The sequence below is a fragment of the Azospira sp. MPR-E4 genome (assembly GCF_058809645.1).
In genome coordinates, this window is the sequence record NZ_JBXAST010000057.1 from 1 (window position 1) to 20,640 (window position 20,640).

Sequence of the window (20,640 nt, forward strand, 5' to 3'; positions counted from 1 at the left end):
CCGTTAAACTCTCACCCCCGCCCGGGAACCCCATCGGTCAGCCCGGCACTGCAAAGGCCCGCCATGAAACAGATTCACGACATCGACACCCTCCTCCTCCTCGCCCTGGGCATCGCCGCCAAACGCCGCCCGGCCGAACTGCTGGAGATCATGGCCGCCATCGATTTCCTGCAGGGCAACATCCCCGGCGAGGCCAAGCTGAGCGAGGCCTTCGCCCGCCTTTCCGGCCTGGGCTTGGTTCTGGCCGAGGACGGCGGTTTCCGCCTGAGCCCGGCGGCCGAGGAGATGGTCAGCAACCTGCCGAAGAAAGGCGAGGCCGAAGAGCGCCTCTTCCGCGTCAAGGATAACCTGTCCACCTTCAAGCCCGAAGGCGAACACGCCGCCGTGGCGGTGGCTACTGAGGACATCAAGGCCGCCATCCAGGCCCACCGGGAAGCCGGCAAGGGCGGCGCCAAGAACCTGCTGATGCCCAAGCCCAAGCCCGTGGAAGACAAGCCCCGCCCCGGCCAGCGCCAGCGCAAGCCGGCCCCCAAGGCCCGGCGCCGGAGCTGAAGCACCCCATGAGCGACGCTCCCACTTCCCCCGATGCTGGGCTGAACGCCCCGGCCGACCTGTCCTTCGCCAGCCAGCCCCTTTCCGCCGGCCTGCTGGCCACCCTGGAACAGCTGGAATACCGCAGCATGACGGCCATCCAGGCCGCCAGCCTGCCCCTGGCCCTGGCCGGCCACGACCTGATCGCCCAGGGCAAGACCGGCAGCGGCAAGACCGCCGTCTTCGGCCTCACCCTGCTCAGCCGCCTCGACCCGCGCCGTCTGGAAATCCAGGCCCTGGTGCTGTGCCCCACGCGGGAACTGTCGGAGCAGGTGGCCCAGGAACTGCGCCGCCTGGCCCGGGGCGAGGAGAACGTGCGCATCCTCACCCTCTGCGGCGGCAGCCCCATGAAGCCCCAGGTCACCAGCCTGGAGAACGGCGCCCACATCGTGGTCGGCACTCCGGGCCGCCTCATGGACCACCTGGAACGGGGCAGCCTCACCCTGGCCGCCCTCAACACCCTGGTGCTGGACGAGGCCGACCGCATGCTGGACATGGGCTTCCACGACGCCATCGCCTGGGTCATCCGGCGCTGCCCGGCGGAACGCCAGACCCTGCTCTTCTCCGCCACCTACCCGCCCGGCATCGCCGAGCTGGCCCAGCGCTTCCTGCGCCAGCCGAAGGAAGTGAAGCTGGCGGAACAGCACGAAGGCAGCAAGATCCGCCAGCGCTTCTACGAGGTGAAGCACGAGGAACGGCTGCAGGCGGTATGCACCCTGCTCAAGCACTACCGCCCGGCCAGCACCCTGGCCTTCTGCAACACCAAGCAGCAGTGCCGGGACCTGGTGCAAGTGCTCTACGGCCAGGGCTTTTCCGCCCTGACCCTGAACGGGGACCTGGAACAGCGGGAGCGGGACCAGGTGCTGATCCAGTTCGCCAACCGCAGCTGTTCCGTGCTGGTGGCCACCGACGTGGCCGCCCGGGGCCTGGACATCGCCCAGCTGGAAGCGGTGATCAACGTGGACGTGACGCCGGACCCGGAAATCTACATCCACCGCATCGGCCGCACCGGCCGCGGTGACGAGGACGGCTGGGCCCTGAGCCTGTGCAGCCCGCGGGACCGGCGCCGAGTGGAGACCATCGCCCAGATGATGGGCATGGAGCCGGAATGGCACACCCTGGGCAGCCTGCAGAGCGGCAACGAGGCGCCCCTGGTGCCGCCCATGGCCACCCTGCTGCTGCTCGGCGGGCGCAAGGACAAGCTGCGTCCCGGCGACGTCCTCGGCGCCCTCACCGGCGAAGCCGGCTTCGCCAAGGAACAGGTGGGCAAGATCACCGTCACCGAGCAGGTCACCTATGTGGCCGTGGCCCGCAACATTGCCCGGGAGGCGGTGCGCAAGCTGGCCAAGGTCAAGGGCAAGAGCGTCAAGACCCGCCTGCTGGAAGACTAGGCCGGCGGGGCTTCCCCCGGCGAGGAGGGCGAGGCGGCGGCCCACAGGGGCGCGCCGCCCTGCTCCAGGTAGCAGAGGTAGGTGCGCAGGTCGAATTCCAGCTGGTGGTAGTCCGCCTCCATGTGCCGGCACAGCTGGTAGAAGGCCTTGTCGTGCTGCCGCTCCTTGAGGTGGGCCAGTTCGTGGACCACGATCATGCGCAGAAAGGCCTCCGGCATCTCCCGGAACAGGGCCGAGACCCGGATCTCCCGCTTGGCCTTCAACTTGCCGCCCTGGACCCGGGCCACCGTGGTGTGGGTGCCGAGGGCGTTGCGCAGGTCGTGCAGCTTGCTGTCGAAAGCCACCTTGCTCGGCGTTTCCGCATTGCGCAGATGGCGCCCCTTCAACTCCAGCACGTAGTCGTACAGCGCCCGGTCGGTGCGCACCTCGTGGGCCCGGGGATAGCGTTCCAGCAGCCAGGGCGCCAGCCGGCCCTGGCCGATCAGGTGCTGCACCCGGGCCGCCAGCTCGGCCGGATAGCCGGCCAGATAATCCAAGGGTCGCTTGTTGGTCATGGTAAAGATTGAGGGCCGCTAGAAATCGTAGCGCAGGCCCAGGGTGAGGAAGTGGTTGCCGTAGCGGGAATGGGCCGAGCTGCGCGCTTCCAGGTGCAGCCGGGCCGAGACCCGGGGCGTCAGCCGGGCCCGGTAGATGAGGCTGTTGGCGATGATGTCGGCGCCGGGCAGGATGGCCTCGTCGATGTCCATGCGGGCGTGGCCCAGCAGCAGGCTGTGCTCCGGCAGGCCGTAGGGGCCCAGGTCCAGCAGCAGGGTGGCCTTGCGCAGGCGGCTGCGGGCGATGGCCGACATGGCGTCGTTCTCGGCGTAGAGATAGGGCATCAGCACGAATTCCGGATAGCCGCCCCAGTTGCCGTAGGCCGTCACGGTGTGCTGGTCGCCGCCGAAGCGGTTGGCCATCAGGGCCAGGCTGAGGCCGCTGGGGGCGTGAGCCAGGGTGCCCTTGAGGCCCGCCAGGCCGTAGCTGGCGTTGAGTCCGTAGCGGGCCAGGTAATCGCGGAAGGCGCCCACCTCCGACACCCGGTAGGCCTGGCCGTCGATGAGGGCGGTGAAGCCCCGCCCCAGGGGCTGCTTGAAGCGGCCATCGGCATAGACGGTCTGCAGGGTGTCGCGGCCGTAGTAGTGCCACAGCTGCAGCTTGTGCTCCGCCTCGTAGGCCACCCCCGTCATCCACACGCCCCGGTGGCCGACCACGGTGGAAGGATCCAGGGTCTCGCCGTTGCGCGCATCCGGCCGGCCCCGGCCGTCCACCAGCAGGGAGGTGTAGGTCTGCTGGGACATGCTGCGGAAATCGGAAAAGCTCACCAGGCCGTCCAGGCCCGACATCTGGCCGACGTAGCCCAGGGTCAGGGTGGTGCCGGGCAGCTCCCGGCTGCTCAGCACGTAGGCGTCGAACAGGTTGGGGATGATGCGGTATTCGTAGCTGTTGATGAGGGGCGACTGGATTTCCTGGCGCCCCAGGGTCAGGCGGCTGCGGCCCCGGCTGTAGATGAGCTGGGCCTCGCCCCACAGGGAATAGGGGCGCTTGTCCAGGCCAAACATGTAGGCGTCGGTCTGGCGCGGATTGTCCCGGGCCAGGCCCAGGTCCTGGGTGGTGTACCAGGCGGCCCGCAGGCGCCAGCCCCGGTAGTCGCCGCTCTCCAGGCCCAGCTTGCCGCCGAAGCCGGCGGTGTTCTGGTTCGGCCGGCCGCCCTTCTTGTCGTCGAAGACGTACATGGCCTTGCCGTAGCCGAAGAAGGTGGTGCCAGCCAGGGCCTCCGCGGCATCGTCCCCGGCCCGGCCCTGGGTGGCGCCGCCCAGGAGGCAGGCCAGGCCGAGCAGGCGAAGGCAGCGCCCCACGCCCGCCCCTATTGCCATTCCACCCGGTTGCGGCCCAGGTCCTTGGCCCGGTAGAGGGCGGCATCGGCCCGGGCGACGATGTCCTTGGCCTGGTCGTCGGGGCGGTAGGTGGCGACCCCGAAGCTGGCGGTCTTCTGCCGCACCACCGGAAACTCGTTGAGCTCGAACACCCGGCGCAGGTCCTCGGCCAGCACCCGGGCCCCCGCCTCGTCCGTGTGGGGGCAGACCACCATGAATTCCTCGCCGCCCCAGCGGCCTGCCAGATCCGTCTCCCGGGTGTGGCGCTGCAGCAGCCGGGCCACTTCCAGCAGCACCTGGTCCCCCGCCTGGTGGCCGTGGCAGTCGTTCACCAGCTTGAAGTGGTCCAGGTCCAGCAGGATCAGGCTGAAGGGCTGGCCGAAACGCTGGGAGCGCTGGATTTCGCTTTCCAGCACCTCGTCCAGCTTCATGCGGTTGAACAGGCCGGTCAGCTTGTCGGTGACGGAAAGTCGCTCCAGCTCCCGGTTGAGGGCGCTCAGCTTGCGGTTGGAGTAGATGACCACGGCCAGGACGAAGGCGGCCACGGCCAGGCTCTTCCACAGCAGGCTGTAGTCGGTGTGCTGCTCCACCTTGATGGCCACGTGCCGGTTGGCGATGGCCTCCCGCTCCTGGGGCGTCACGGTGCGCACGCCCTTGTCCAGGATGTCCCGCAGCAGGGGTTCGTCCTTGATCACGCCGATGCGCAGCTGGTTGGTGTAGGCGGGAATCTGGCCGGCGATCTTGAGGTTGAACAGGCCTTCCTTGCGGATGGCGTAGGCGGCGACGATGAGGGAGCGCACCGTCAGGTCGGCCTTGCGCTCGGAAACCAGGGAGACGGCCTCCGGCTCGCTGCCGGTGAGGATCACCCGCAGGTTGGGGAAGTCCTTGCGGATGCGCTCCTCCACCATGGTGCCCCGGGGCAGGGCCACGATCTCGCCGCTGAGGCCGAGGAGGTCGCCGACGAAGGCGTGCTCCTCCCGGGTGACGATGATGTTGGGATCGGTGAACACGGGAGCGGTGAAATTCAGCCAGCGGTCCCGTTCCGGACTCTGGTTGAGGAAGCTCATGAGCTGGCAGCGCCCGGCCTTGGCGGCGGCCAGGCTTTCGTCCCAGGTCCGCACCGGCAGCAGCTCGATGCGCAGGCCGACCCGCTGGGCCACCAGCTGCACCAGGTCGGCGCCGATACCCTCGTGCCGCCCCTGCTCGTTGATGCGCTCGAAGGGCTCCCAGTCCGGATCGACGCACATCTTCACCGACCGCACCCTGTCCAGGTAGGCCTGCTCGGCAGCCGTGAAGACGATGGACGCCGGCTCGGAGGCGACGCCGGGCAGCGGACTCAGGGAAAGGCAGGCGGCGCACAGGGCCAGGGCTGTCTTGAGGGACATGGGGACTAGGCAGGTTGGAGGGATCGTCACTGCCGATGCCCGGGCAGCCTGGGCTGCGGAAGGCGCCATGCCGATCACGGCACGGGCTCCGGCCCATCTTTTTCTGCCGGCAGTATAACGGCCCGCCACCGCTGAATTGGCTCGACTATGTCACACCGCGGCGGGGGTCCGCTGTCCGGCCGGGCAGCCTGCCGCCTGCCGTTCCGGGCCGGAAACCGGGCGCCCGCCCCGACGGGGGGGGGCGAAGGCCGGCGCCTAGGCCAGACGCCGCCCCAGGGGCTGGGGCACGGGCACCGGGCGGCCGTCGTAGCCCACCGCCACCATGATGAAGCGGCCCCGGGTGCACAGGCGGCACTGGCCGGTGAGCAGGGCCTCGGCGTGCAGCAGCACTTCCACCGTCATGGAACTGTTGCCGATGGCCACCACCCGGGCCGCCAGGTCGGCGATCTCCCCCTCCAGCACCGGCGCGTGGAAGTCGATGCGCTCGGAAGCGGCCATCACCACAGGCATGCGGGCCTGGCGGCTGGCCGCCACCATGGCCGCCTTACCCAGCCAGGCCAGGGCCTGGCCGCCGAAGAGGCTGCCGTGGTGGTTGGTGTGGCCGGGAAAGACCATCTCCACCATGGCCGTCACCGGGCCGATGCCGGGCAGCTGGGCGAAGCTCTCATCGTCCTCCTGCAGCGGCGCCCCTGGACCGTCCACCGCCACCAGGGTGAAGTGGGCGGTGGCGCTGGTCTCCCGCAGCCCGGTGGCCAGGTCCTCCGCCGCCAGGGCCACCTCCACCTGCACCGAGCGCCGGCCCCGCTGCACCACCCGGCCGGACAGTTCCACCAGGCGCCCCTGGGGAATGGGCTTGCGGAAGTCGATGCGGCCGCTGCTGGCGGTGACCATGGGCCGGCGGGTCTCCCGGGTGGCCACCAGGAAGGCCAGCTTGTCCATCATGGCCATGGCGGAACCGCCGAAGAGGGTACCGTGGTGGTTCACCTGTTCGGGAAAGACCACGTCCACCATGAGGGTGGCCTGCTGCTGCCGCGGCGAAGTGGACGAAGTGGGGGCGGGATTGGCTTCTACGGGCTGGGCGGCCGTCCCCACGACGGCGCCGATTTCCATTGCTTCCATGCGCATGCGCAACTCCTTGGATGAAGCGGAGCGGGAGCATCGGAGAAGGGCGAACACCCCGGGCCGCGGCAAAGCGGCTCGGAGCGGCAGGCAGCCGAGAGCGGACAACGATGACAGTCAGGGAATGCGCGCATTTACCTTCCTCAGGGGACACCCCGCCCCAATTAGGATTGATATGAAGTAATGCCGCGGCAGGTCTCCTGACTTGCGGGTCGTCACGTTGCGCCAGCCTTCCCGGCAGTATCGCCAGTGGCAAAGAGTGGAGCGCAACGCTCGCCGCCTACAGTTGCGGGGGCAGTTCCGGACTGGAGTCGGGGCGTCGCCGCCCTGTCTCGCACCGGATTCCCTTTTCATCCCCTGGAGGGGGGAACCGAAGCGGGGCCAGTCTAACCCGCCCCGACCGATTCGCCAAACGCCGCGCCTGGCGCGGCGGATTGCCCAGCCCGGGGGGAGTGGGCTATCATCCGCCCCGATTCAGGTGCCGTGCCTCGCGCTCTGCGGGGACGGTGAAACGGGAAGCCGGTGACTCCAGGGACCACCCAGGACAGTCCGGCGCAGCCCCCGCTGCTGTAAGCCAGACGACGCTGCCTCACGCCACTGTGGTTCATCACGGGAAGGCCGGCAGGGAAGGATGAAGGCAAGCCAGAAGACCGGCCTGACATCACAAGTTGCACCATTCCCCGGGGTGACGGGAACGGTTCTGGTGATTTGCCGCCTCCTCGCTGTTCCATCCGCCGCGGCCCTTTATCCGACCTGCCACAACTCCCCCGCCTGGTGCGCCACCGTCATGCTCGCCGAGGGAGAGACTCATGCACATCATGGAAGGCTTCCTGCCCATCGAACACGCCGTGGGCTGGAGCGTCGCCGCCGCCCCCTTCGTCGCCTGGGGCATCCGTTCCGTGAACCGCCGCATCCGCGAAAATCCCGAGCAGCGCATGCTGCTGGGAGTGGCCGCCGCCTTCACCTTCGTCCTCTCGGCCCTGAAGCTGCCCTCGGTCACCGGCAGCTGTTCCCACCCCACCGGCACCGGCCTGGGCGCCGTGCTCTTCGGCCCTGCCGCCATGGCCCCCATCGGCGCCGTGGTGCTGCTGTTCCAGGCCCTGCTGCTGGCCCACGGCGGCCTCACCACCCTGGGCGCCAACATCTTCTCCATGGCCGTGGTGGGACCCTTCGCCGCCTACGGCATCTTCGCCCTGGCCCGCCGCCTCAAGGCCTCCCTGGCGGTGAGCGTGTTCCTCGCCGCCAGCCTGGCGGACCTGCTCACCTACGTCACCACCTCGGTGCAACTGGCCTGGGCCTTCCCCGATCCGGTGGGCGGCTTTGGCGCCTCCTTCCTCAAGTTCGCCGGCATCTTCGCCCTCACCCAGATTCCCCTGGCCATCAGCGAGGGCCTGCTCACCGTGGTCATCTGCAACGCCCTGGCCCGCTTCAACCCGCAGGAACTGCAGGACCTGGGCGTGGCCCCGGCGCCGGAGGTGCGGGCATGAAGCGCCACCAGAACCTGCTGCTGCTCATCGCCGTGGTGCTGCTGGCGGCCCTGCCCCTGTGGCTGGTGGAACGGCCCCTGGGGCCGGACGGCCAGCCGGCGGAAATCTTCGGCGGCGCCGATAGCGAGGCCCAGGCCCTCATCACCCGCATCGCCCCGGACTACCAGCCCTGGTTCCAGCCCCTGCTGGAACCGGCCAGCGGCGAGATCGCCTCCCTCCTCTTCGCCCTGCAGGCGGCCCTTGGCGCCGGCTTCATCGGCTATTACCTGGGCTGCGCCCGCACCCGGGAAAAGCTGCGCCGGGAACAACGACGCGGTGAAGCGGCGGCCCGGCGCGAAGACGAGGACCAGGAAGGGCCGGCGTGCTGATCGAGCAGTCGGCCTACGCCAACCGCTGGCGCGGCGTGGCGCCCCAGGCCAAGGGCCTCTTCGCCCTGGGCGGGGTGACGGCCGCCTTCGTCGCCGCCGCCACCCCGGCCGCCGGGCTCGGCGTGGCCGCCCTGCTGGCGGCCGTGACCATCGGCGGCGCCCGGGTATCGCCCCTGCTCTATCTGCGGGTGGCGGCCCCGGCCCTCTTCTTCCTCGCCATCAGCGCCCTCTCCCTGGCCGTCTCCGTGGATGAGGGCGGCCTGCAGGCCACCGCCGCCGGCACCCACCAGGCCGCCGTGGTGGCGACCCGCTCCCTGGGCGCCCTGGCGGCCCTGCTGTTCCTGGTGCTGACCACGCCCCTGAGCGACCTCATCGCCCTGCTGCGCCGCCTGCGCACCCCCGAGGTGCTGCTGGACATCATGGTGCTGTGCTACCGCACCCTGTTCGTCTTCGCCGCCGCCCTGCAGGACATGCGCGCCGCCCAGGCCGCCCGCCTCGGCCACCTGGACCGCAGCCGCCTGCTGCGCAGCCTGGGGCAGATGGCCGCCCACCTCACCCTGCAGGTGTGGCAGCGTTCCCACGCCCTGCACCTGGCGGCCCTGGCCCGCAACAACGACGGCCCCCTGCGCTTCCTCGGCAGCCGCCACCCCCACGCCCGGCGCGATGCCGGCCTGGCCGGCGTGGCCGCCCTGGCCCTGGTGCTGCTCGCCTGGAGCGGCCGGTGAGCGTGCCCCTGCTGCAGCTGGAGGACGTGCACTACCGCTACCCGGACGGCAGCGCGGGCCTGGCCGGCTGTTCCCTGGGCGTGGCCCGGGGCAGCCGCAACGCCCTCATCGGCGCCAACGGCTCGGGCAAGACCACCCTCTTCCAGCATTGCAACGGCCTGCTGCGCCCCGCCGCCGGCCGGGTGCACTACGCCGGCGCGCCGGTGGACTACGGCCGGGCCGGCCTGCGCGCCCTGCGCAGCAAGGTGGGCCTGGTCTTCCAGAATCCGGACCGGCAGCTTTTCTCCGCCAGCGTGCGGGAGGACGTCTCCTTCGGCCCCCTCAACCTGGGCCTGAGTGATGCCACCGTCGCCGCCCGGGTGGAAGCCGCCCTGCAGGCCGTGGGCATGGACGACCTGGCCCACAAGCCGGTGCAGAACCTCAGCTTCGGCCAGAAGAAGCGGGTCTGCATTGCCGGCGTACTGGCCATGGAGCCGGAGCTCCTGGTGCTGGACGAACCCATGGCCGGCCTCGACCAGGCCATGCAGGAGGAACTGCTGGCGGTGCTGGACGGCCTGCACCGCCGGGGCATGACCATCCTCCTGGCCACCCACGACATCCACTTCGCCTACCGCTGGGCCGACCGCATCCACCTCATGGCCGCCGGCCGCTGCTGCGCCAGCTTCGACGCCCCGGCCCTGGCAGGCCACGAGGCCGAGCTGGCCGCCATCGGCCTGCGCCTGCCCTCGGTGATCGGCCTGGAACGGCAGCTGCGGCAGCGCGGCCTGCTCCGCGGCGACACCCCCATCCACAGCTGCAGCGCCCTCCTGGCCCAGCTGCAACAAGAAGACTGCTGAGAAGGAACATGCCATGACCCCAGCCACCCTCGGCAAGATCTGGTTCGTCGGCGCCGGCCCCGGCGACCCGGACCTCATCACCGTCAAGGGCCGCCGCCTGCTGGAACAGGCCGGCGCCATCCTCTTCGCCGGCTCCCTGGTGGACCAGGCTGCCACCCTCTACGCCCCGCCGGGCTGCGAGATCCGGGACTCCAAGGACATGACCCTGGAGGAAATGACCTACTGGCTGCTCCAGGCCAGCCGCCGCCACCAGACCGTGGTGCGCCTGCAGACCGGCGACCCGGGCCTCTACGGCGCCCTGGTGGAAATGACCCGGCCTCTGGACGAGGTGGGCGTGCCCTGGGCCGTGGTGCCCGGCGTCTCCTCGGCCCTGGCCTCCGCCGCCGCGGCGGGCGAGACCCTGACCCTGCCGGAAGTGACCCAGACGGTGATCCTCACCCGGGTCGCCGGCCGCACCCCCATGCCGCCCGGGGAAGACCTGGAGTCCCTGGCGGCCCACCGTTCCACCCTCTGCATCTTCCTTTCCATCACCCTGCTGCACGAGGTGCAGCGCGCCCTGCTGGCCGCCGGCTGGCCGGAGGATGCGCCCATCCTGGTGGTGCAGAAGGCCTCCTGGCCCGGGGAGGAAAAGATCGTGCGCGGCACCATCGCGGACATCAAGAAAAAGTGCCAGGCGGAGAAGATCGCCGCCCAGGCCATGATCATCGCCAGCCCGGCCCTCGGCGCCCGGGACTGGGAGGACATCGCCCGCTCCAAGCTCTACGACCCCAGCTTCACCCACCGCTTCCGCAAGGCCAGCGTGGGCGAGGCCTCCTGAGAAATGCCCATGACCTTCAGTGCCCAAGACACCACCCTGCTCCTGGTCGGCCACGGTTCCCGCAACCGGGACGGCAACAAGGAAATCCTCCATTTCGCCGCCCAGTGGCGGGAGCGCCACCCCGGCTGGCGCATCGAGGTGTGCTTCATCGAGCACGCCGAGGTGCTGCTGGATGAGGGCCTGAACCGGGCCGCCGGCAATGCGAAGAAGGTGGTGGTGATTCCCTTCATCCTCAACGCCGCCGGCCACGTGAAAATGGAACTGCCCCACGCCGTGGAGGAGGCACGGGCCCGCCACCCGGGCGTGGACTTCCAGGTGGTGCGCCACCTGGGCATGGGCCGGGAGATTTTCGAGGTGCTGCAGGGCCAGCTGGACCGGCTGATGAAGCAGCTGGACATGCCCGACCCCTGCACCACCGGCGTCATCCTGCTGGGTCGCGGTTCGTCGGATGCCGGCGCCAACGGCGAGCTGGCCAAGATGGCCCGCTGGATCTTCGAGGACAACGACCACGAGCTGGTGGACATCGCCTTCACCGGCGTCACCTGGCCCCGGCTGGAAACGGCGGTGCAGCGCCAGGTCAAGCTGGGCATGACCCAGGTGGCCATCGTTCCGGTCTATCTCTTCACCGGCGTACTCATGGAGCGCATCAAGGCTCAGGCCGAGCGCCTGCAGCGCCAGTATCCCCAGGTGGCCTTCGCCCTGGGCACCCACTTCGGCTTCGACAAGGGCATCTTCGACCTGCTGGACGCCAAGGTGGGCGGCGATGAACTGCCCGAAGGCAGCCTGCTCGAATGCGACGGCTGCAAGTACCGCCTGGCCGCCGAGGACGAGCACCTGCACGACCACAGCCACACCGCCACCCACGACCACGGACATGAGCATGGCCACGCCCACGGCGGCTGCGGCCACCAACATGGGGGCAAACATGATCACGATCATGGTCACGGCCATTGCCATGGGCACAATCACTCCCACGATCATCACTCCCACGGGTAAGCCATGAACCACAACGCCAACGTCGTCACCGAACAGCTCACCGCCGCCGGCCGCGCCATCGAGCACGATTCCTTCGCCATCATCGATGCCGAAGCCGGCCCCCACGCCTACAGCGCCGACCAGTGGCCGGTGGTGCGGCGCATGATCCACGCCAACGCCGACTTCGAGTTCAACGGCCTCACTGACTTTCACCCGGCAGCGGTGGAAGCGGGCCTGGCTGCCATCCTCAAGGGCGGCACCCCCATCGTGGCGGACGTGGAAATGATCTGCGTCGGCCTCTCCGCCAGCCGCCTCAAGCACTTCGGCGTCACCACCCACCACTTCATTTCCGACGCCGACGTCATCGCCCAGGCCCAGGCCGAGGACACCACCCGGGCCGTGCAGGCCATGCGCAAGGCCCATCGCCAGGGCCTCCTGGACGGGTCCATCGTCGGCATCGGCAACGCCCCCACGGCCCTCATCGAAGTGGTGCGCCTGATCAAGGAAGAAGGGGCCCGCCCGGCCCTGGTCATCGGCATGCCCGTGGGCTTCGTCTCCGCCGCCGAATCCAAGGATCTGATGGCTGAGGTGCAGGACGTGCCCTGGATCGTCATCCGCGGCCGCAAGGGCGGCTCCACCCTGGTGGTGGCGGCCATCCACGCCTTCCTCGGCGTCGCCGAAGCCCGCCAGCGCAATGCCGCCTGAAGCCGCCAACAGCGCTCCCGTGAACAGCGAAGCGCCGCCGCCGGCCGAGAAGGTCCGCAAGGGCACGGCCAAGCGGGAACGGGGCAATCGTACCGGTTTCACCACCGGCGCCAACTCGGCGGCGGCGGCCGTGGCCGCCACCCAGGGCCTGGTCCAGGGCCAGGTGCCGGCCCAGATTTTCTGCCGCCTGCCCAACGGCCATGAAGTGCCCTTCCAGATCACCGACGGCCGCGTCGAGGGCGAAGGCATGCCCCTGCGGGCCCACGCCGTCAGCATCAAGGATGCTGGCGACGATCCGGACGCCACCCACGGCGCCCACATGACCGCCGACGTGGTGCGCATTCCCGGTGGCGGCGGCCAGGTCATCCTCAAGGGCGGCCCGGGCGTCGGCGTCGTCACCAAGGAAGGCCTGGGCCTGGAAGTGGGCGGCCCGGCCATCAACCCGGTGCCCCGGCGCAACATCAGCGATAACGTGGCCCGGGCCGGTGCTGCCATCCTGGCCGCCGGCGACAGCCTGGAAGTGACCATCTCCGTGCCCGGCGGCGAGGAGATGGCGAAGAAGACCCTCAATGCCCGCCTCGGCATCCTGGGCGGCATCTCCATCCTCGGTACCACCGGCATCGTGCGCCCCTATTCCACCGCCGCCTTCCGCGCCAGCGTGGTCCAGGCGGTGGACGTGGCGGCGCGCCAGGGCCAGACCAGCGTGGTGTTCACCACCGGCGGCCGCACCGAAAAATTCGCCATGAAGCAGTTGCCGCAACTGCAGGAAGCCTGCTTCGTGCAGATGGGGGACTTCGTCAAGGCCGCCTTCCAGAGCGCCATCAAGCGCAAGATGCAGCACGTCTACATCGGCGCCATGGTGGGCAAGCTGACCAAGATGGGCCAGGGCCTGGCCGTGACCCACGCCTGGAAGCAGGAGATCGACCGGGACCTGCTGGCCGCCTGCGCCACCGAAGTGGGCGCCCCCGCCGACTTGGTGGAGGAAATCCGCAACGCCGAGACGGCCCGCTTCGCCGCCGAGCGCCTGGCCCTGCTGGGCCTCACCGTGCCCTTCCACCGGGCCCTGGCCATCCACGCCATGCAGAGCCTGCGGGCCTGCCACCCGGGCCCCTACCAACTCACCGTGCTGGTCTGCGATTTCGAAGGCCAGTTCATCTGTCGCGTCGAAGAGGGCGAAAGTGTCTAAACAACCCTACTGCACCGTCCTCGGCATCCTGGACGACGGCTGGGCCGGCCTGCCGGATTCTTCCCACCACTGCCTGCAATCCGCCGGCCTCATCGTCGGCGCCGGCCGCACCCTGGCCCTGGTGCAGCCCCATCTGGCCGCCGGCGTGAGCCTGAAGGACATGGACGGCAAACTGGGCCAGGTGCCCGGCTGGATTCAACAAGCTGCCGCTGACGGCCTGCACACCGTCGTGCTGGCCACCGGCGATCCCCTCTGCCACGGCATGGCCAGCTATCTGGTGGGCAAGCTGGGGGCCGAATCGGTCACCGTGCTGCCCGCCCCCTCCACCCTGCAACTGGCCTTCGCCCGCTTCCAGCGGCCCTGGCAGGACTACCGCATTTCCACCTGCCACACCGCCGATGCGGGCGAGTGGCAGTTCGGCACCACCCCGGACAACGGCCTCTACAAGCTGATCCGGGCCATCGCCGAATATCCGAAAGTGGCCGCCTTCACCGGCCCGGACAACAACCCGGCCCGCCTGGCCCGGGCCCTGCTGGCAGCGGGTTACGGTGAAGAGGTTCGCCTGTCGGTGGCCGCCAAGCTGGCCCTGTCCGACGAACAGCTGTTCCCCGACCTTTCCCTGGAACAGGCTGCGGCCATGAGCTTCCCCGACCCCAATGTGGTGCTGGTGGAACGCAAGGTGGCCGACCCCCGCGCCATCTTCGGCTTCGACGACCTGGACTTCGTGCAACGCCAGCCGGAGAAGGGGCTGATCACCAAGCTGGAAGCCCGGGCCCTGTCACTGGCCAAGCTGGGCCTCAAGCCCGACAGCGTGGTGTGGGACATCGGCGCTGGTTCCGGCTCCGTCGGCCTGGAAGCCAGCCGCCTATGCCGCCACGGCCACGTGTATGCCATCGAAAAGAACGAGGGCGATGCGGCCAACGCCCGGGAAAACGCCCTGCGTTTCCAGGCCACCAATTACACCCTGCGCCACGGCAAGGCCCCGGAAGGGCTGGAGACCTGGCCCGATCCGGATGCGGTCTTCGTCGGCGGCTCCGGCGGCGAACTGGCGGCCCTCATCGAGCTGATCCTCACCCGCTTGAAGCCCAACGGCCGCCTGGTGATGAACTTCGTCACCCTGGAAAACCTGGCCACCGCCACCACCGCCCTGGCCGCTGCGGTGGAGAAATTCGGCGCGAACTGGGACGTAACCCAGCTCCAGGCCAGCCGCAGCCAGCCCATCCTGGACATGCACCGCATGGCCGCACAAAACCCCATCTGGATAGTGTCAGCAAAGAAGAGCTAAACCATGACCGACAAGAAATACGGGCGCCTCATCGGCGCCTCCCTGGGTCCCGGCGACCCAGAACTGATCACACGCCGCGCCTGGGCCGTGCTCAACGGCGACGCCCGCTGGCTCTATCCGGTGAAGAAGGCCGAGGAAAGCTCCTACGCCCTTTCCATCGTCACCCGGGGTGGTCTGGAAGTGCCCGCCGATGCCGAGGAACTGGTGTTCCCCATGACCCGGGACGCCGATATCCTGACCAAGGCCTGGGCCCGGGCCGCCGCCCGCACCGTGGAGCTGCTGGGCGAAGGCCGGGACCTGGTGTTCCTGGTGGAAGGCGACGCCTCCACCTTCGCCACTTTCGGCCACCTGGCCCGGGTGGTGCGGGAACTGGTGCCGGAAGTTGAAGTGGAAACCATCCCCGGCGTCTCTTCCTTTGCCGCCGCGGCCGCCACCACCGGCACCACCCTGGCCGAGGAAGACGAAACCCTGGCGGTGATCCCCGCCGCCTACGGCGTGGAAGTCATCGACCACCTGCTGGACGAGTTCGACACCCTGGTGCTGCTCAAGGTGAAACCCCTGGTGGATGAGGTGCTGGAGCTGCTGGAACGGCGCGAGCTGCTGGCCACCAGCTGCTTCATCGAGAAGGTGGGCTCCCCCGACGAGCGCATCGTGCGCGACGTGGCCTCCCTCAAGGGCGAGAAGGTGAATTACCTCTCCCTCATGCTGGTGCAGAACCCCAAGCGCCAGCGCGGCGAACTGCGCCGGGGCTGCCGCAAGCGCAAGGAAGCGGTCAGTGCCTGAACTGATCCGTCCTGCCACGCCGGCGGATAGTGAGGCCATTGCTGCCCTCATCGGCAGCCTGACCCATTACTTCGTCGCCGATGGCAGCGCCCCGGCGGCCCAGCCTTTTCTCGCCACCTTCAGTCCGGCCGCCATTGCCGGCCTGCTCTGCGATGGGGACTACCTCTGCCTGTGCGCCGAGGAGCAGGGCCAGCTGCTCGGCGTTGTGACGCTACACCGGCCGGCCCACCTGCATCACCTGTTCGTCGCCCCCGCCGCCCATGGCCGGGGCATCGCCCGCCAGTTGTGGCAGGCCCTGGAATCCCACCTCGATCCGGCCATGCCGGTGACGGTCAACTCCTCCGAATACGCAGTACCGGTCTATCAACGCCTGGGCTTTACGCCCACCGCCGGGGCGCAGCAGCGCAACGGGGTGCGTTATGTGCCGATGCAACACCCGCCTTTCCCCAACCCGGCAGCAACTTCAAAATAAAAATGATCCAACACCTCCCCTTCCCCAACGAGAGAATCGCCGTCGTCTCCATCACCCGCCACGGCATCGCCCTGGCGGGCAAGGTGGTGGCGGCCCTGCCCGGCGCCCGCCTGTTCGCCCCGGATAAGTTCCGGGCCGAGGCGGAAGCTGCAGTTGCCAACACTCCTGGCGCGGCAACCACCTACAGCGGCAAGACCGGCGACCAGATTCCCGCCCTCTTCGCCAACTTCGACGGCATCGTCGCCATCGTCTCCCTGGGCGCCCTGGTGCGCCTCATCGCCCCCCACCTCAAGGACAAGGAACAGGATCCGGGGGTGGTGGTGGTGGACGAGGCCGGGCGCTTTGCCATTCCCATGCTCTCCGGCCACCTGGGCGGCGCCAACGCCCTGGCCGGCATCCTGGCGGCCAGCCTGGGCGCCACCCCGGTGCTCACCACCGCCTCCGATTCCCGACAGACCCTGGGCGTGGACCTGCTGGGCCGGGAGCTGGGCTGGACCTTTGAAGCGACCCACGACGAAGTGGTGAAGGCCAGTGCCGCCGTGGTGAACGACGAGCCGGTGGCCCTGGTGCAGGAGGCCGGCAGCCCCGACTGGTGGCCGCGCCACGCCAATGGCCGCAGCGGCCCGGTGCCCGCCAACATCAAGCAGTTCAGCCGCCTGGAAGAGGTGGACCTGGACAGCGTCGCCGCCGTGCTGTGGATCAGCCACCGCCCCCTGCCGCCAGAACTGGCGCCCCGCCTGGCAGGCCGCCTGGTCACCTACCGGCCGCCCGTGGAGCAAGGCGCTTGAGCCTGGGCAGCCGCAGAGTGGCGCTGGGCCTGGGCTGCGACCGGGGCACCCCGGAGGCGACCATTGCGCAAGCCGTGCAGGAGGCCCTGGCCGCCGCCGGCCTCGCCCCGGAACAGGTGGCGGCCGGTGCCAGCATCACCCTGAAGGCGGACGAGGTGGGCCTGCTGGGCTTTGCCGAACGCTTCGGCCTCACCCTCACCTTCTACCCGCCGGAAGTGCTGGCCACCGTGCCCGTGCCCAACCCGTCGGAGATGGTGCGCAAATACACCGGCACGCCCTCCGTCTCGGAAGCCGCCGCCCTGCTGGCCGCCGGCACCGACATGAGCCGGCTGCTGATCGAAAAACACAAGCTGCGGGGACCGGACGGGCGCAATGCCACCGTTTCCATCGCCCTGCTGCCCTGAGCCCGACAACTGCATTCACTGAATTTCCGAGGAACGATTTCATGACCGACATTCAAACCAACGCCCCGGCCAAGACCGGCAAGATCATGCTGGTGGGCCTGGGCCCCGGCGCCGTGGAACACATGACCGGCCGCGCCCGGGCCGCCATCGCCGAAGCCGACACCATCATCGGCTACGTCACCTATGTGCGCCTGGTGGCCGACCTGATCGACGGCAAGGAAGTGATCAAGAAGTCCATGACCGAGGAACTGGACCGGGCCATCGAAGCCCTGGACCGGGCCAAGCAGGGCAAGAAGGTGGCGTTGATTTCCTCCGGCGACGCCGGCGTGTACGGCATGGCCGGCCCCACTTTCGAGGTGCTGTTCCAGGCCGGCTGGACGCCCGATTCCGAGATCGAGGTGGAAATCGTCCCCGGCGCTTCCGCCCTCAACACCTGCGCCGCCCTGGTGGGCGCGCCCCTGACCCACGACTTCTGCGCCATCTCCCTCTCCGACCTACTCACCCCCTGGCCCACCATCGCCCGCCGCCTGGATGCGGTGGCCTACGCCGATTTCGTGGTGGCCCTGTACAACCCCAAGAGCGGCCGCCGCACCCGGCAGATCCAGGAAGCCCAGCGCATTTTCCTGCGCCACCGCGATCCCAAGACCCCGGTGGCCATCGTCAAGAGCGCCTTCCGCCCCAAGCAGCGGCTGGAATTCACCACCCTGGAAAAGATGGCTGAGGCCGACATCGGCATGCTGTCCACCGTGCTCATCGGCAACTCCAACACCTTCATCCGGGACGGCCTGATGGTCACCCCCCGGGGCTATGCCAACAAGTACGACGTGGCCGAGGGTGAACGTTCCACCAAGGGCGGCGAGCAGGCCGGCCGCTCCCTTTCCACCGGCCTCAACGGCTGGCTGGAAGCCATCCGCGACAGCGGCAAGAGCGCCGCCGAACTGGCCGTGGAATACCGCCTGCCGGAGGACTACATCGCCGCCGCCCTGGCCGCCGGCCCGGAAGCGGCGGACGAAACCGAAGCCGAGGCGGAAGCATGAGCGAAGTCAGCAAGCCCCGCATCGGCGACTACCGCCGCCACCTGCTGGTGTGCACCGGTCCCCGCTGCACCCAGAACGGCGAGGGCCAGGCCCTCTTCGACTCCCTGGGCGACAAGCTCAAGGCCGCCGGTCTCACCGAGGGCGAGCTGCGGGTCAAGCGTTCCCGCGTCAATTGCTTCGCCGCCTGCAAGGGCGGCCCGGTGATGTGCGTGCAGCCCGACGGCACCTGGTACTACAACGTCACCGCCGACAACCTGGAGCGCATCGTCGAGGAGCACCTGAAGCACGGCCACCCCGTGGACGATCTGGTTTTCCACCAGGGGCCCGGCCTGTGAGCCGGGTCTGGTCAGAACAGGCGCCGGGCAGCGTCTCCCTGGTGGGGGCCGGCCCCGGCGATGCGGAGTTGCTGACCCTGCGCGCCTGGCGGCGCCTGCAGACGGCGGAAGTGCTGGTCTACGACAATCTGGTGGGCCCGGGCATCGTCGATTTCGCCCCGGCGACGGCGGAGCGCATCTACGTCGGCAAATCCGCCGGCAACCATACCCTGCCCCAGGAGGACATCTGCCAACTGCTGCTGGAGAAGGCCCGGGAAGGCAAGCGGGTGGTGCGCCTCAAGGGCGGCGATCCCTTCGTTTTCGGCCGCGGCGGCGAGGAGATGGACGTGCTGCTGCAACAGGCGGTGCCGGTGGAAATCGTGCCCGGCATCACCGCCGCCCTGGGGGCCGGCGCCAGTTTCGGCTTTCCCCTGACCCACCGGGACCATGCCCAGAGCTGCGTCTTCGTCACCGGCCACCTCAAGGATCAGGCCCTGGAACTGAACTGGCAGGCCCTGGCCCAGCCCAACCAGACCCTGGTGATCTACATGGGCATCCACGGCCTGGAACGCATCGCCGCCGGTCTGCAGGGCGCCGGCCTGGCCCCGGAAACGCCGGCGGCCCTGGTCTATCGCGCCACCTGGCCGGAACAGCGGCTCCACGCCTGCACCCTGGCTACCCTGGCGGCGACGGCCCAGCGCCACGACATCAAGCCGCCAACCCTGCTGGTCATCGGCAGCGTGGTGGCCCTGGCCGCCCCGGAACGGCCCTCCGCCCTGGTCTGAGGCCGGCCTTGGGTCAGGCCGGCAAGCCGGCGGCCCGCTGTTCCAGGCAGTCGTAATCCCCCGCCTGGTAGTCGCGGCAGATGAAGGGACGCTGCTCGTAGATGGTGCACAGCATGGTGCGGCGGTCCAGGGCGGCGCACCAGCCGTCCTCCAGGCGGTGCATGATCCAGCCGCCCCAGGGGTCCTGCCGGGTCAGGGCTTCGGGCACCTCGTCGTCGCCCCCCAGCAGCATCACCTCCAGCTTGCAGCAGCAGGCCCGGCAGGTGGCGCAGGTGACGTTCTCCTCGGCGGCCACGGCGCTCACCGGATACCCAGCTTGGCGCGGATCAGGGGCAGGGCCGCCTGGGCCGCCCGCTCCCCTTCCAGGATGGCGTCGTTGCGGGACTTGAAGTCGGTGGAACCGATACCCGGAATGTCGGGGCGGATGACGACATCGGCCTCCTTCATCTCCGCCTGGCCCAGGTGGCTGCCCATGATGGCGAAGGTCTGCAGCAGCACCTCCATGAGGCCGGAAACCTTGCCGTTCTTCGGCTTGCTGGAAATATCCACGGCGATCACCACCTCGCCGCCCATGGCCCTGGCGGCCCGCACCGGCACCGGGCTGACCAGGCCGCCGTCCACGTACTCGCGGCCGTTGATGGTGACCGGCTGGAAGACGCCGGGCACGCTGCTGGAGGCCCGCACCGCCATGCCCGTGTTGCCGCTGCGGAAGGTCACCGCCTCGCCGCTCTTGAGATCGGTGGCGACGGCGGCGAAGGGCTTCTTCAGCCTTTCCATGGGCTGCTGCTTCACCGCCTCGTTGATGAACTTCTGCAGGGCCTCGCCCTTGAGCACGCCCCGATCCGCCAGGGACCAGTCGGTGATGGCCGATTCGTCCAGCTTCATGGCCAGCTTCTGCAGTTCGTAGCCGGAATAGCCGGCGGCATAGAGGGCGCCGACGACGGAGCCGGCGCTGGTGCCGATCACCATGTCCGGCACGATGCCGTGGGATTCCAGGGTCTTGATCACCCCCACATGGGCAAAGCCCCGGGCGGCGCCGCCCCCCAGGGCCAGCACCACCTTGGGCGGCGGATGGCCCACCGCCGTCGCCGCCGCCGGGGCCTCCGTCCGGTCCAGGGTGACGCAGCCGCAAAGCAGCAGGGAAGCGGCCCCCAGGAGGGCGCCAAGGCAGGTACGACGGGCAGAAAGCATGGAGGTCTCGCAGAATTTTCCCGGGCGCTGGCCCGGGGCAAGGGCCACATTATAATGAGCCCCACCCCGGCCCGCCCTTCCAC

General features: G+C 69.4%; 24 protein-coding genes and 2 riboswitches. Of the genes, 18 read left to right on the forward strand and 6 right to left on the reverse strand.

Annotation, left to right across the window (positions count from 1 at the left end; genetic code table 11):
* Positions 1–63: 63 nt before the first annotated feature.
* Entirely contained in the window at positions 64–552 is a 489-nt protein-coding gene (locus AC1RTA_RS13800) for a hypothetical protein (RefSeq protein WP_492785022.1), read from the forward strand.
* A gap of 8 nt (positions 553–560) precedes the next feature.
* Positions 561–1,982 (forward strand): ATP-dependent RNA helicase DbpA, encoded by a 1,422-nt coding sequence (gene dbpA / locus AC1RTA_RS13805; protein ID WP_492785023.1) that lies wholly within the window; start codon positions 561–563, stop codon positions 1,980–1,982.
* Here dbpA and AC1RTA_RS13810 read toward each other — a convergent pair.
* From AC1RTA_RS13810 to AC1RTA_RS13825, 4 genes are all read right to left on the reverse strand, one after another.
* Positions 1,979–2,536: a YgjP-like metallopeptidase domain-containing protein gene (locus AC1RTA_RS13810; protein WP_492785024.1), complete on the reverse strand. Its 558-nt coding sequence runs from the start codon at positions 2,534–2,536 to the stop codon at positions 1,979–1,981. The genes dbpA and AC1RTA_RS13810 overlap by 4 nt on opposite strands.
* Before the next feature lie 18 nt (positions 2,537–2,554).
* Positions 2,555–3,877 carry an OprD family outer membrane porin gene (locus AC1RTA_RS13815; protein ID WP_492785025.1) on the reverse strand — a complete coding sequence of 441 codons (1,323 nt, stop codon included), beginning with the start codon at positions 3,875–3,877 and terminating at the stop codon, positions 2,555–2,557.
* Positions 3,878–3,885: 8 nt separating this feature from the next.
* A complete protein-coding gene (locus AC1RTA_RS13820; RefSeq protein WP_492785026.1) occupies positions 3,886–5,280 on the reverse strand; it encodes a diguanylate cyclase in 1,395 nt (464 codons plus the stop codon).
* Positions 5,281–5,535: 255 nt separating this feature from the next.
* Positions 5,536–6,405 (reverse strand): acyl-CoA thioesterase, encoded by an 870-nt coding sequence (locus tag AC1RTA_RS13825; RefSeq protein ID WP_492785027.1) that lies wholly within the window; start codon positions 6,403–6,405, stop codon positions 5,536–5,538.
* A 167-nt stretch (positions 6,406–6,572) separates the two neighbouring features.
* A riboswitch (cobalamin riboswitch) is annotated at positions 6,573–6,789 on the reverse strand.
* 69 nt (positions 6,790–6,858) lie between these two features.
* A riboswitch (cobalamin riboswitch) is annotated at positions 6,859–7,072 on the forward strand.
* Between the two features lie 136 nt (positions 7,073–7,208).
* On the opposite strand from AC1RTA_RS13825, the gene AC1RTA_RS13830 reads away from it, so the two are divergent.
* Genes AC1RTA_RS13830 through cobA form a run of 16 tightly spaced genes read left to right on the forward strand, consistent with a single transcriptional unit; the run spans position 7,209 to position 19,366 of the window.
* Positions 7,209–7,886, forward strand: coding sequence for an energy-coupling factor ABC transporter permease (locus AC1RTA_RS13830; protein ID WP_014237971.1), 678 nt, complete (start codon positions 7,209–7,211; stop codon positions 7,884–7,886).
* Entirely contained in the window at positions 7,883–8,254 is a 372-nt protein-coding gene (locus tag AC1RTA_RS13835; RefSeq protein ID WP_130458701.1) for an energy-coupling factor ABC transporter substrate-binding protein, read from the forward strand. The genes AC1RTA_RS13830 and AC1RTA_RS13835 overlap by 4 nt, the downstream gene beginning before the upstream one ends.
* Positions 8,248–8,979 carry a cobalt ECF transporter T component CbiQ gene (gene cbiQ, locus AC1RTA_RS13840; protein WP_492785028.1) on the forward strand — a complete coding sequence of 244 codons (732 nt, stop codon included), beginning with the start codon at positions 8,248–8,250 and terminating at the stop codon, positions 8,977–8,979. Before AC1RTA_RS13835 ends, cbiQ begins: the two co-directional genes overlap by 7 nt.
* Positions 8,976–9,815 carry an energy-coupling factor ABC transporter ATP-binding protein gene (locus tag AC1RTA_RS13845; RefSeq protein ID WP_492785029.1) on the forward strand — a complete coding sequence of 280 codons (840 nt, stop codon included), beginning with the start codon at positions 8,976–8,978 and terminating at the stop codon, positions 9,813–9,815. The genes cbiQ and AC1RTA_RS13845 overlap by 4 nt, the downstream gene beginning before the upstream one ends.
* 13 nt (positions 9,816–9,828) lie before the next feature.
* Complete coding sequence (gene cobM, locus AC1RTA_RS13850; protein WP_205229826.1) at positions 9,829–10,632, forward strand: precorrin-4 C(11)-methyltransferase; 804 nt, start codon at positions 9,829–9,831, stop codon at positions 10,630–10,632.
* Positions 10,633–10,641: 9 nt separating this feature from the next.
* On the forward strand, positions 10,642–11,628 hold the full coding sequence (locus tag AC1RTA_RS13855) for a sirohydrochlorin chelatase (RefSeq protein WP_152089002.1): 987 nt from the start codon (positions 10,642–10,644) through the stop codon (positions 11,626–11,628).
* Between the two features lie 3 nt (positions 11,629–11,631).
* Positions 11,632–12,312, forward strand: coding sequence for a precorrin-8X methylmutase (locus tag AC1RTA_RS13860; protein WP_492785030.1), 681 nt, complete (start codon positions 11,632–11,634; stop codon positions 12,310–12,312).
* Positions 12,302–13,498, forward strand: a complete 1,197-nt coding sequence (locus tag AC1RTA_RS13865) for a cobalt-precorrin-5B (C(1))-methyltransferase (RefSeq protein ID WP_492785031.1) — start codon at positions 12,302–12,304, stop codon at positions 13,496–13,498. The genes AC1RTA_RS13860 and AC1RTA_RS13865 overlap by 11 nt, the downstream gene beginning before the upstream one ends.
* Positions 13,491–14,783, forward strand: coding sequence for a precorrin-6y C5,15-methyltransferase (decarboxylating) subunit CbiE (gene cbiE, locus AC1RTA_RS13870; protein WP_492785032.1), 1,293 nt, complete (start codon positions 13,491–13,493; stop codon positions 14,781–14,783). Before AC1RTA_RS13865 ends, cbiE begins: the two co-directional genes overlap by 8 nt.
* A gap of 3 nt (positions 14,784–14,786) precedes the next feature.
* Positions 14,787–15,566, forward strand: a complete 780-nt coding sequence (cobI, locus tag AC1RTA_RS13875; protein WP_492785033.1) for a precorrin-2 C(20)-methyltransferase — start codon at positions 14,787–14,789, stop codon at positions 15,564–15,566.
* The gene (locus AC1RTA_RS13880) at positions 15,559–16,038 is read left to right on the forward strand and encodes a GNAT family N-acetyltransferase (RefSeq protein ID WP_492785034.1); all 480 of its coding nucleotides are present in this window, start codon (positions 15,559–15,561) and stop codon (positions 16,036–16,038) included. The genes cobI and AC1RTA_RS13880 overlap by 8 nt, the downstream gene beginning before the upstream one ends.
* Positions 16,039–16,040: 2 nt before the next feature.
* A complete protein-coding gene (locus AC1RTA_RS13885) occupies positions 16,041–16,826 on the forward strand; it encodes a cobalamin biosynthesis central domain-containing protein (protein WP_492785035.1) in 786 nt (261 codons plus the stop codon).
* Complete coding sequence (locus AC1RTA_RS13890) at positions 16,823–17,230, forward strand: cobalamin biosynthesis protein (RefSeq protein ID WP_492785036.1); 408 nt, start codon at positions 16,823–16,825, stop codon at positions 17,228–17,230. The genes AC1RTA_RS13885 and AC1RTA_RS13890 overlap by 4 nt, the downstream gene beginning before the upstream one ends.
* A 41-nt stretch (positions 17,231–17,271) precedes the next feature.
* Positions 17,272–18,267, forward strand: coding sequence for a precorrin-3B C(17)-methyltransferase (gene cobJ, locus AC1RTA_RS13895; protein WP_492785037.1), 996 nt, complete (start codon positions 17,272–17,274; stop codon positions 18,265–18,267).
* On the forward strand, positions 18,264–18,602 hold the full coding sequence (locus AC1RTA_RS13900) for a (2Fe-2S) ferredoxin domain-containing protein (protein WP_492785038.1): 339 nt from the start codon (positions 18,264–18,266) through the stop codon (positions 18,600–18,602). Before cobJ ends, AC1RTA_RS13900 begins: the two co-directional genes overlap by 4 nt.
* Positions 18,599–19,366 carry a uroporphyrinogen-III C-methyltransferase gene (gene cobA, locus AC1RTA_RS13905; protein WP_492785039.1) on the forward strand — a complete coding sequence of 256 codons (768 nt, stop codon included), beginning with the start codon at positions 18,599–18,601 and terminating at the stop codon, positions 19,364–19,366. The genes AC1RTA_RS13900 and cobA overlap by 4 nt, the downstream gene beginning before the upstream one ends.
* 13 nt (positions 19,367–19,379) lie before the next feature.
* Here the strand turns inward: cobA and AC1RTA_RS13910 are convergent, their stop codons facing one another.
* Both AC1RTA_RS13910 and AC1RTA_RS13915 read right to left on the reverse strand, forming a co-directional pair.
* Positions 19,380–19,670 carry a YkgJ family cysteine cluster protein gene (locus AC1RTA_RS13910; protein WP_014237986.1) on the reverse strand — a complete coding sequence of 97 codons (291 nt, stop codon included), beginning with the start codon at positions 19,668–19,670 and terminating at the stop codon, positions 19,380–19,382.
* Positions 19,667–20,557: a patatin-like phospholipase family protein gene (locus tag AC1RTA_RS13915; RefSeq protein WP_416244187.1), complete on the reverse strand. Its 891-nt coding sequence runs from the start codon at positions 20,555–20,557 to the stop codon at positions 19,667–19,669. Before AC1RTA_RS13915 ends, AC1RTA_RS13910 begins: the two co-directional genes overlap by 4 nt.
* Positions 20,558–20,640: the final 83 nt, after the last annotated feature.

Coding starts and splice junctions, on each gene's coding strand:
- cobI (WP_492785033.1), top strand. CDS start 14,787: ATGACCGACAAGAAATACGGGCGCCTCATCGGCGCCTCCCTGGGTCCC.
- cobJ (WP_492785037.1), top strand. CDS start 17,272: ATGACCGACATTCAAACCAACGCCCCGGCCAAGACCGGCAAGATCATG.
- AC1RTA_RS13825 (WP_492785027.1), bottom strand. CDS start 6,405: ATGCGCATGGAAGCAATGGAAATCGGCGCCGTCGTGGGGACGGCCGCC.
- AC1RTA_RS13835 (WP_130458701.1), top strand. CDS start 7,883: ATGAAGCGCCACCAGAACCTGCTGCTGCTCATCGCCGTGGTGCTGCTG.
- AC1RTA_RS13900 (WP_492785038.1), top strand. CDS start 18,264: ATGAGCGAAGTCAGCAAGCCCCGCATCGGCGACTACCGCCGCCACCTG.
- AC1RTA_RS13855 (WP_152089002.1), top strand. CDS start 10,642: ATGACCTTCAGTGCCCAAGACACCACCCTGCTCCTGGTCGGCCACGGT.
- AC1RTA_RS13885 (WP_492785035.1), top strand. CDS start 16,041: ATGATCCAACACCTCCCCTTCCCCAACGAGAGAATCGCCGTCGTCTCC.
- dbpA (WP_492785023.1), top strand. CDS start 561: ATGAGCGACGCTCCCACTTCCCCCGATGCTGGGCTGAACGCCCCGGCC.
- AC1RTA_RS13830 (WP_014237971.1), top strand. CDS start 7,209: ATGCACATCATGGAAGGCTTCCTGCCCATCGAACACGCCGTGGGCTGG.
- AC1RTA_RS13915 (WP_416244187.1), bottom strand. CDS start 20,557: ATGCTTTCTGCCCGTCGTACCTGCCTTGGCGCCCTCCTGGGGGCCGCT.
- AC1RTA_RS13810 (WP_492785024.1), bottom strand. CDS start 2,536: ATGACCAACAAGCGACCCTTGGATTATCTGGCCGGCTATCCGGCCGAG.
- AC1RTA_RS13860 (WP_492785030.1), top strand. CDS start 11,632: ATGAACCACAACGCCAACGTCGTCACCGAACAGCTCACCGCCGCCGGC.
- AC1RTA_RS13820 (WP_492785026.1), bottom strand. CDS start 5,280: ATGTCCCTCAAGACAGCCCTGGCCCTGTGCGCCGCCTGCCTTTCCCTG.
- AC1RTA_RS13865 (WP_492785031.1), top strand. CDS start 12,302: ATGCCGCCTGAAGCCGCCAACAGCGCTCCCGTGAACAGCGAAGCGCCG.
- AC1RTA_RS13800 (WP_492785022.1), top strand. CDS start 64: ATGAAACAGATTCACGACATCGACACCCTCCTCCTCCTCGCCCTGGGC.
- cobM (WP_205229826.1), top strand. CDS start 9,829: ATGACCCCAGCCACCCTCGGCAAGATCTGGTTCGTCGGCGCCGGCCCC.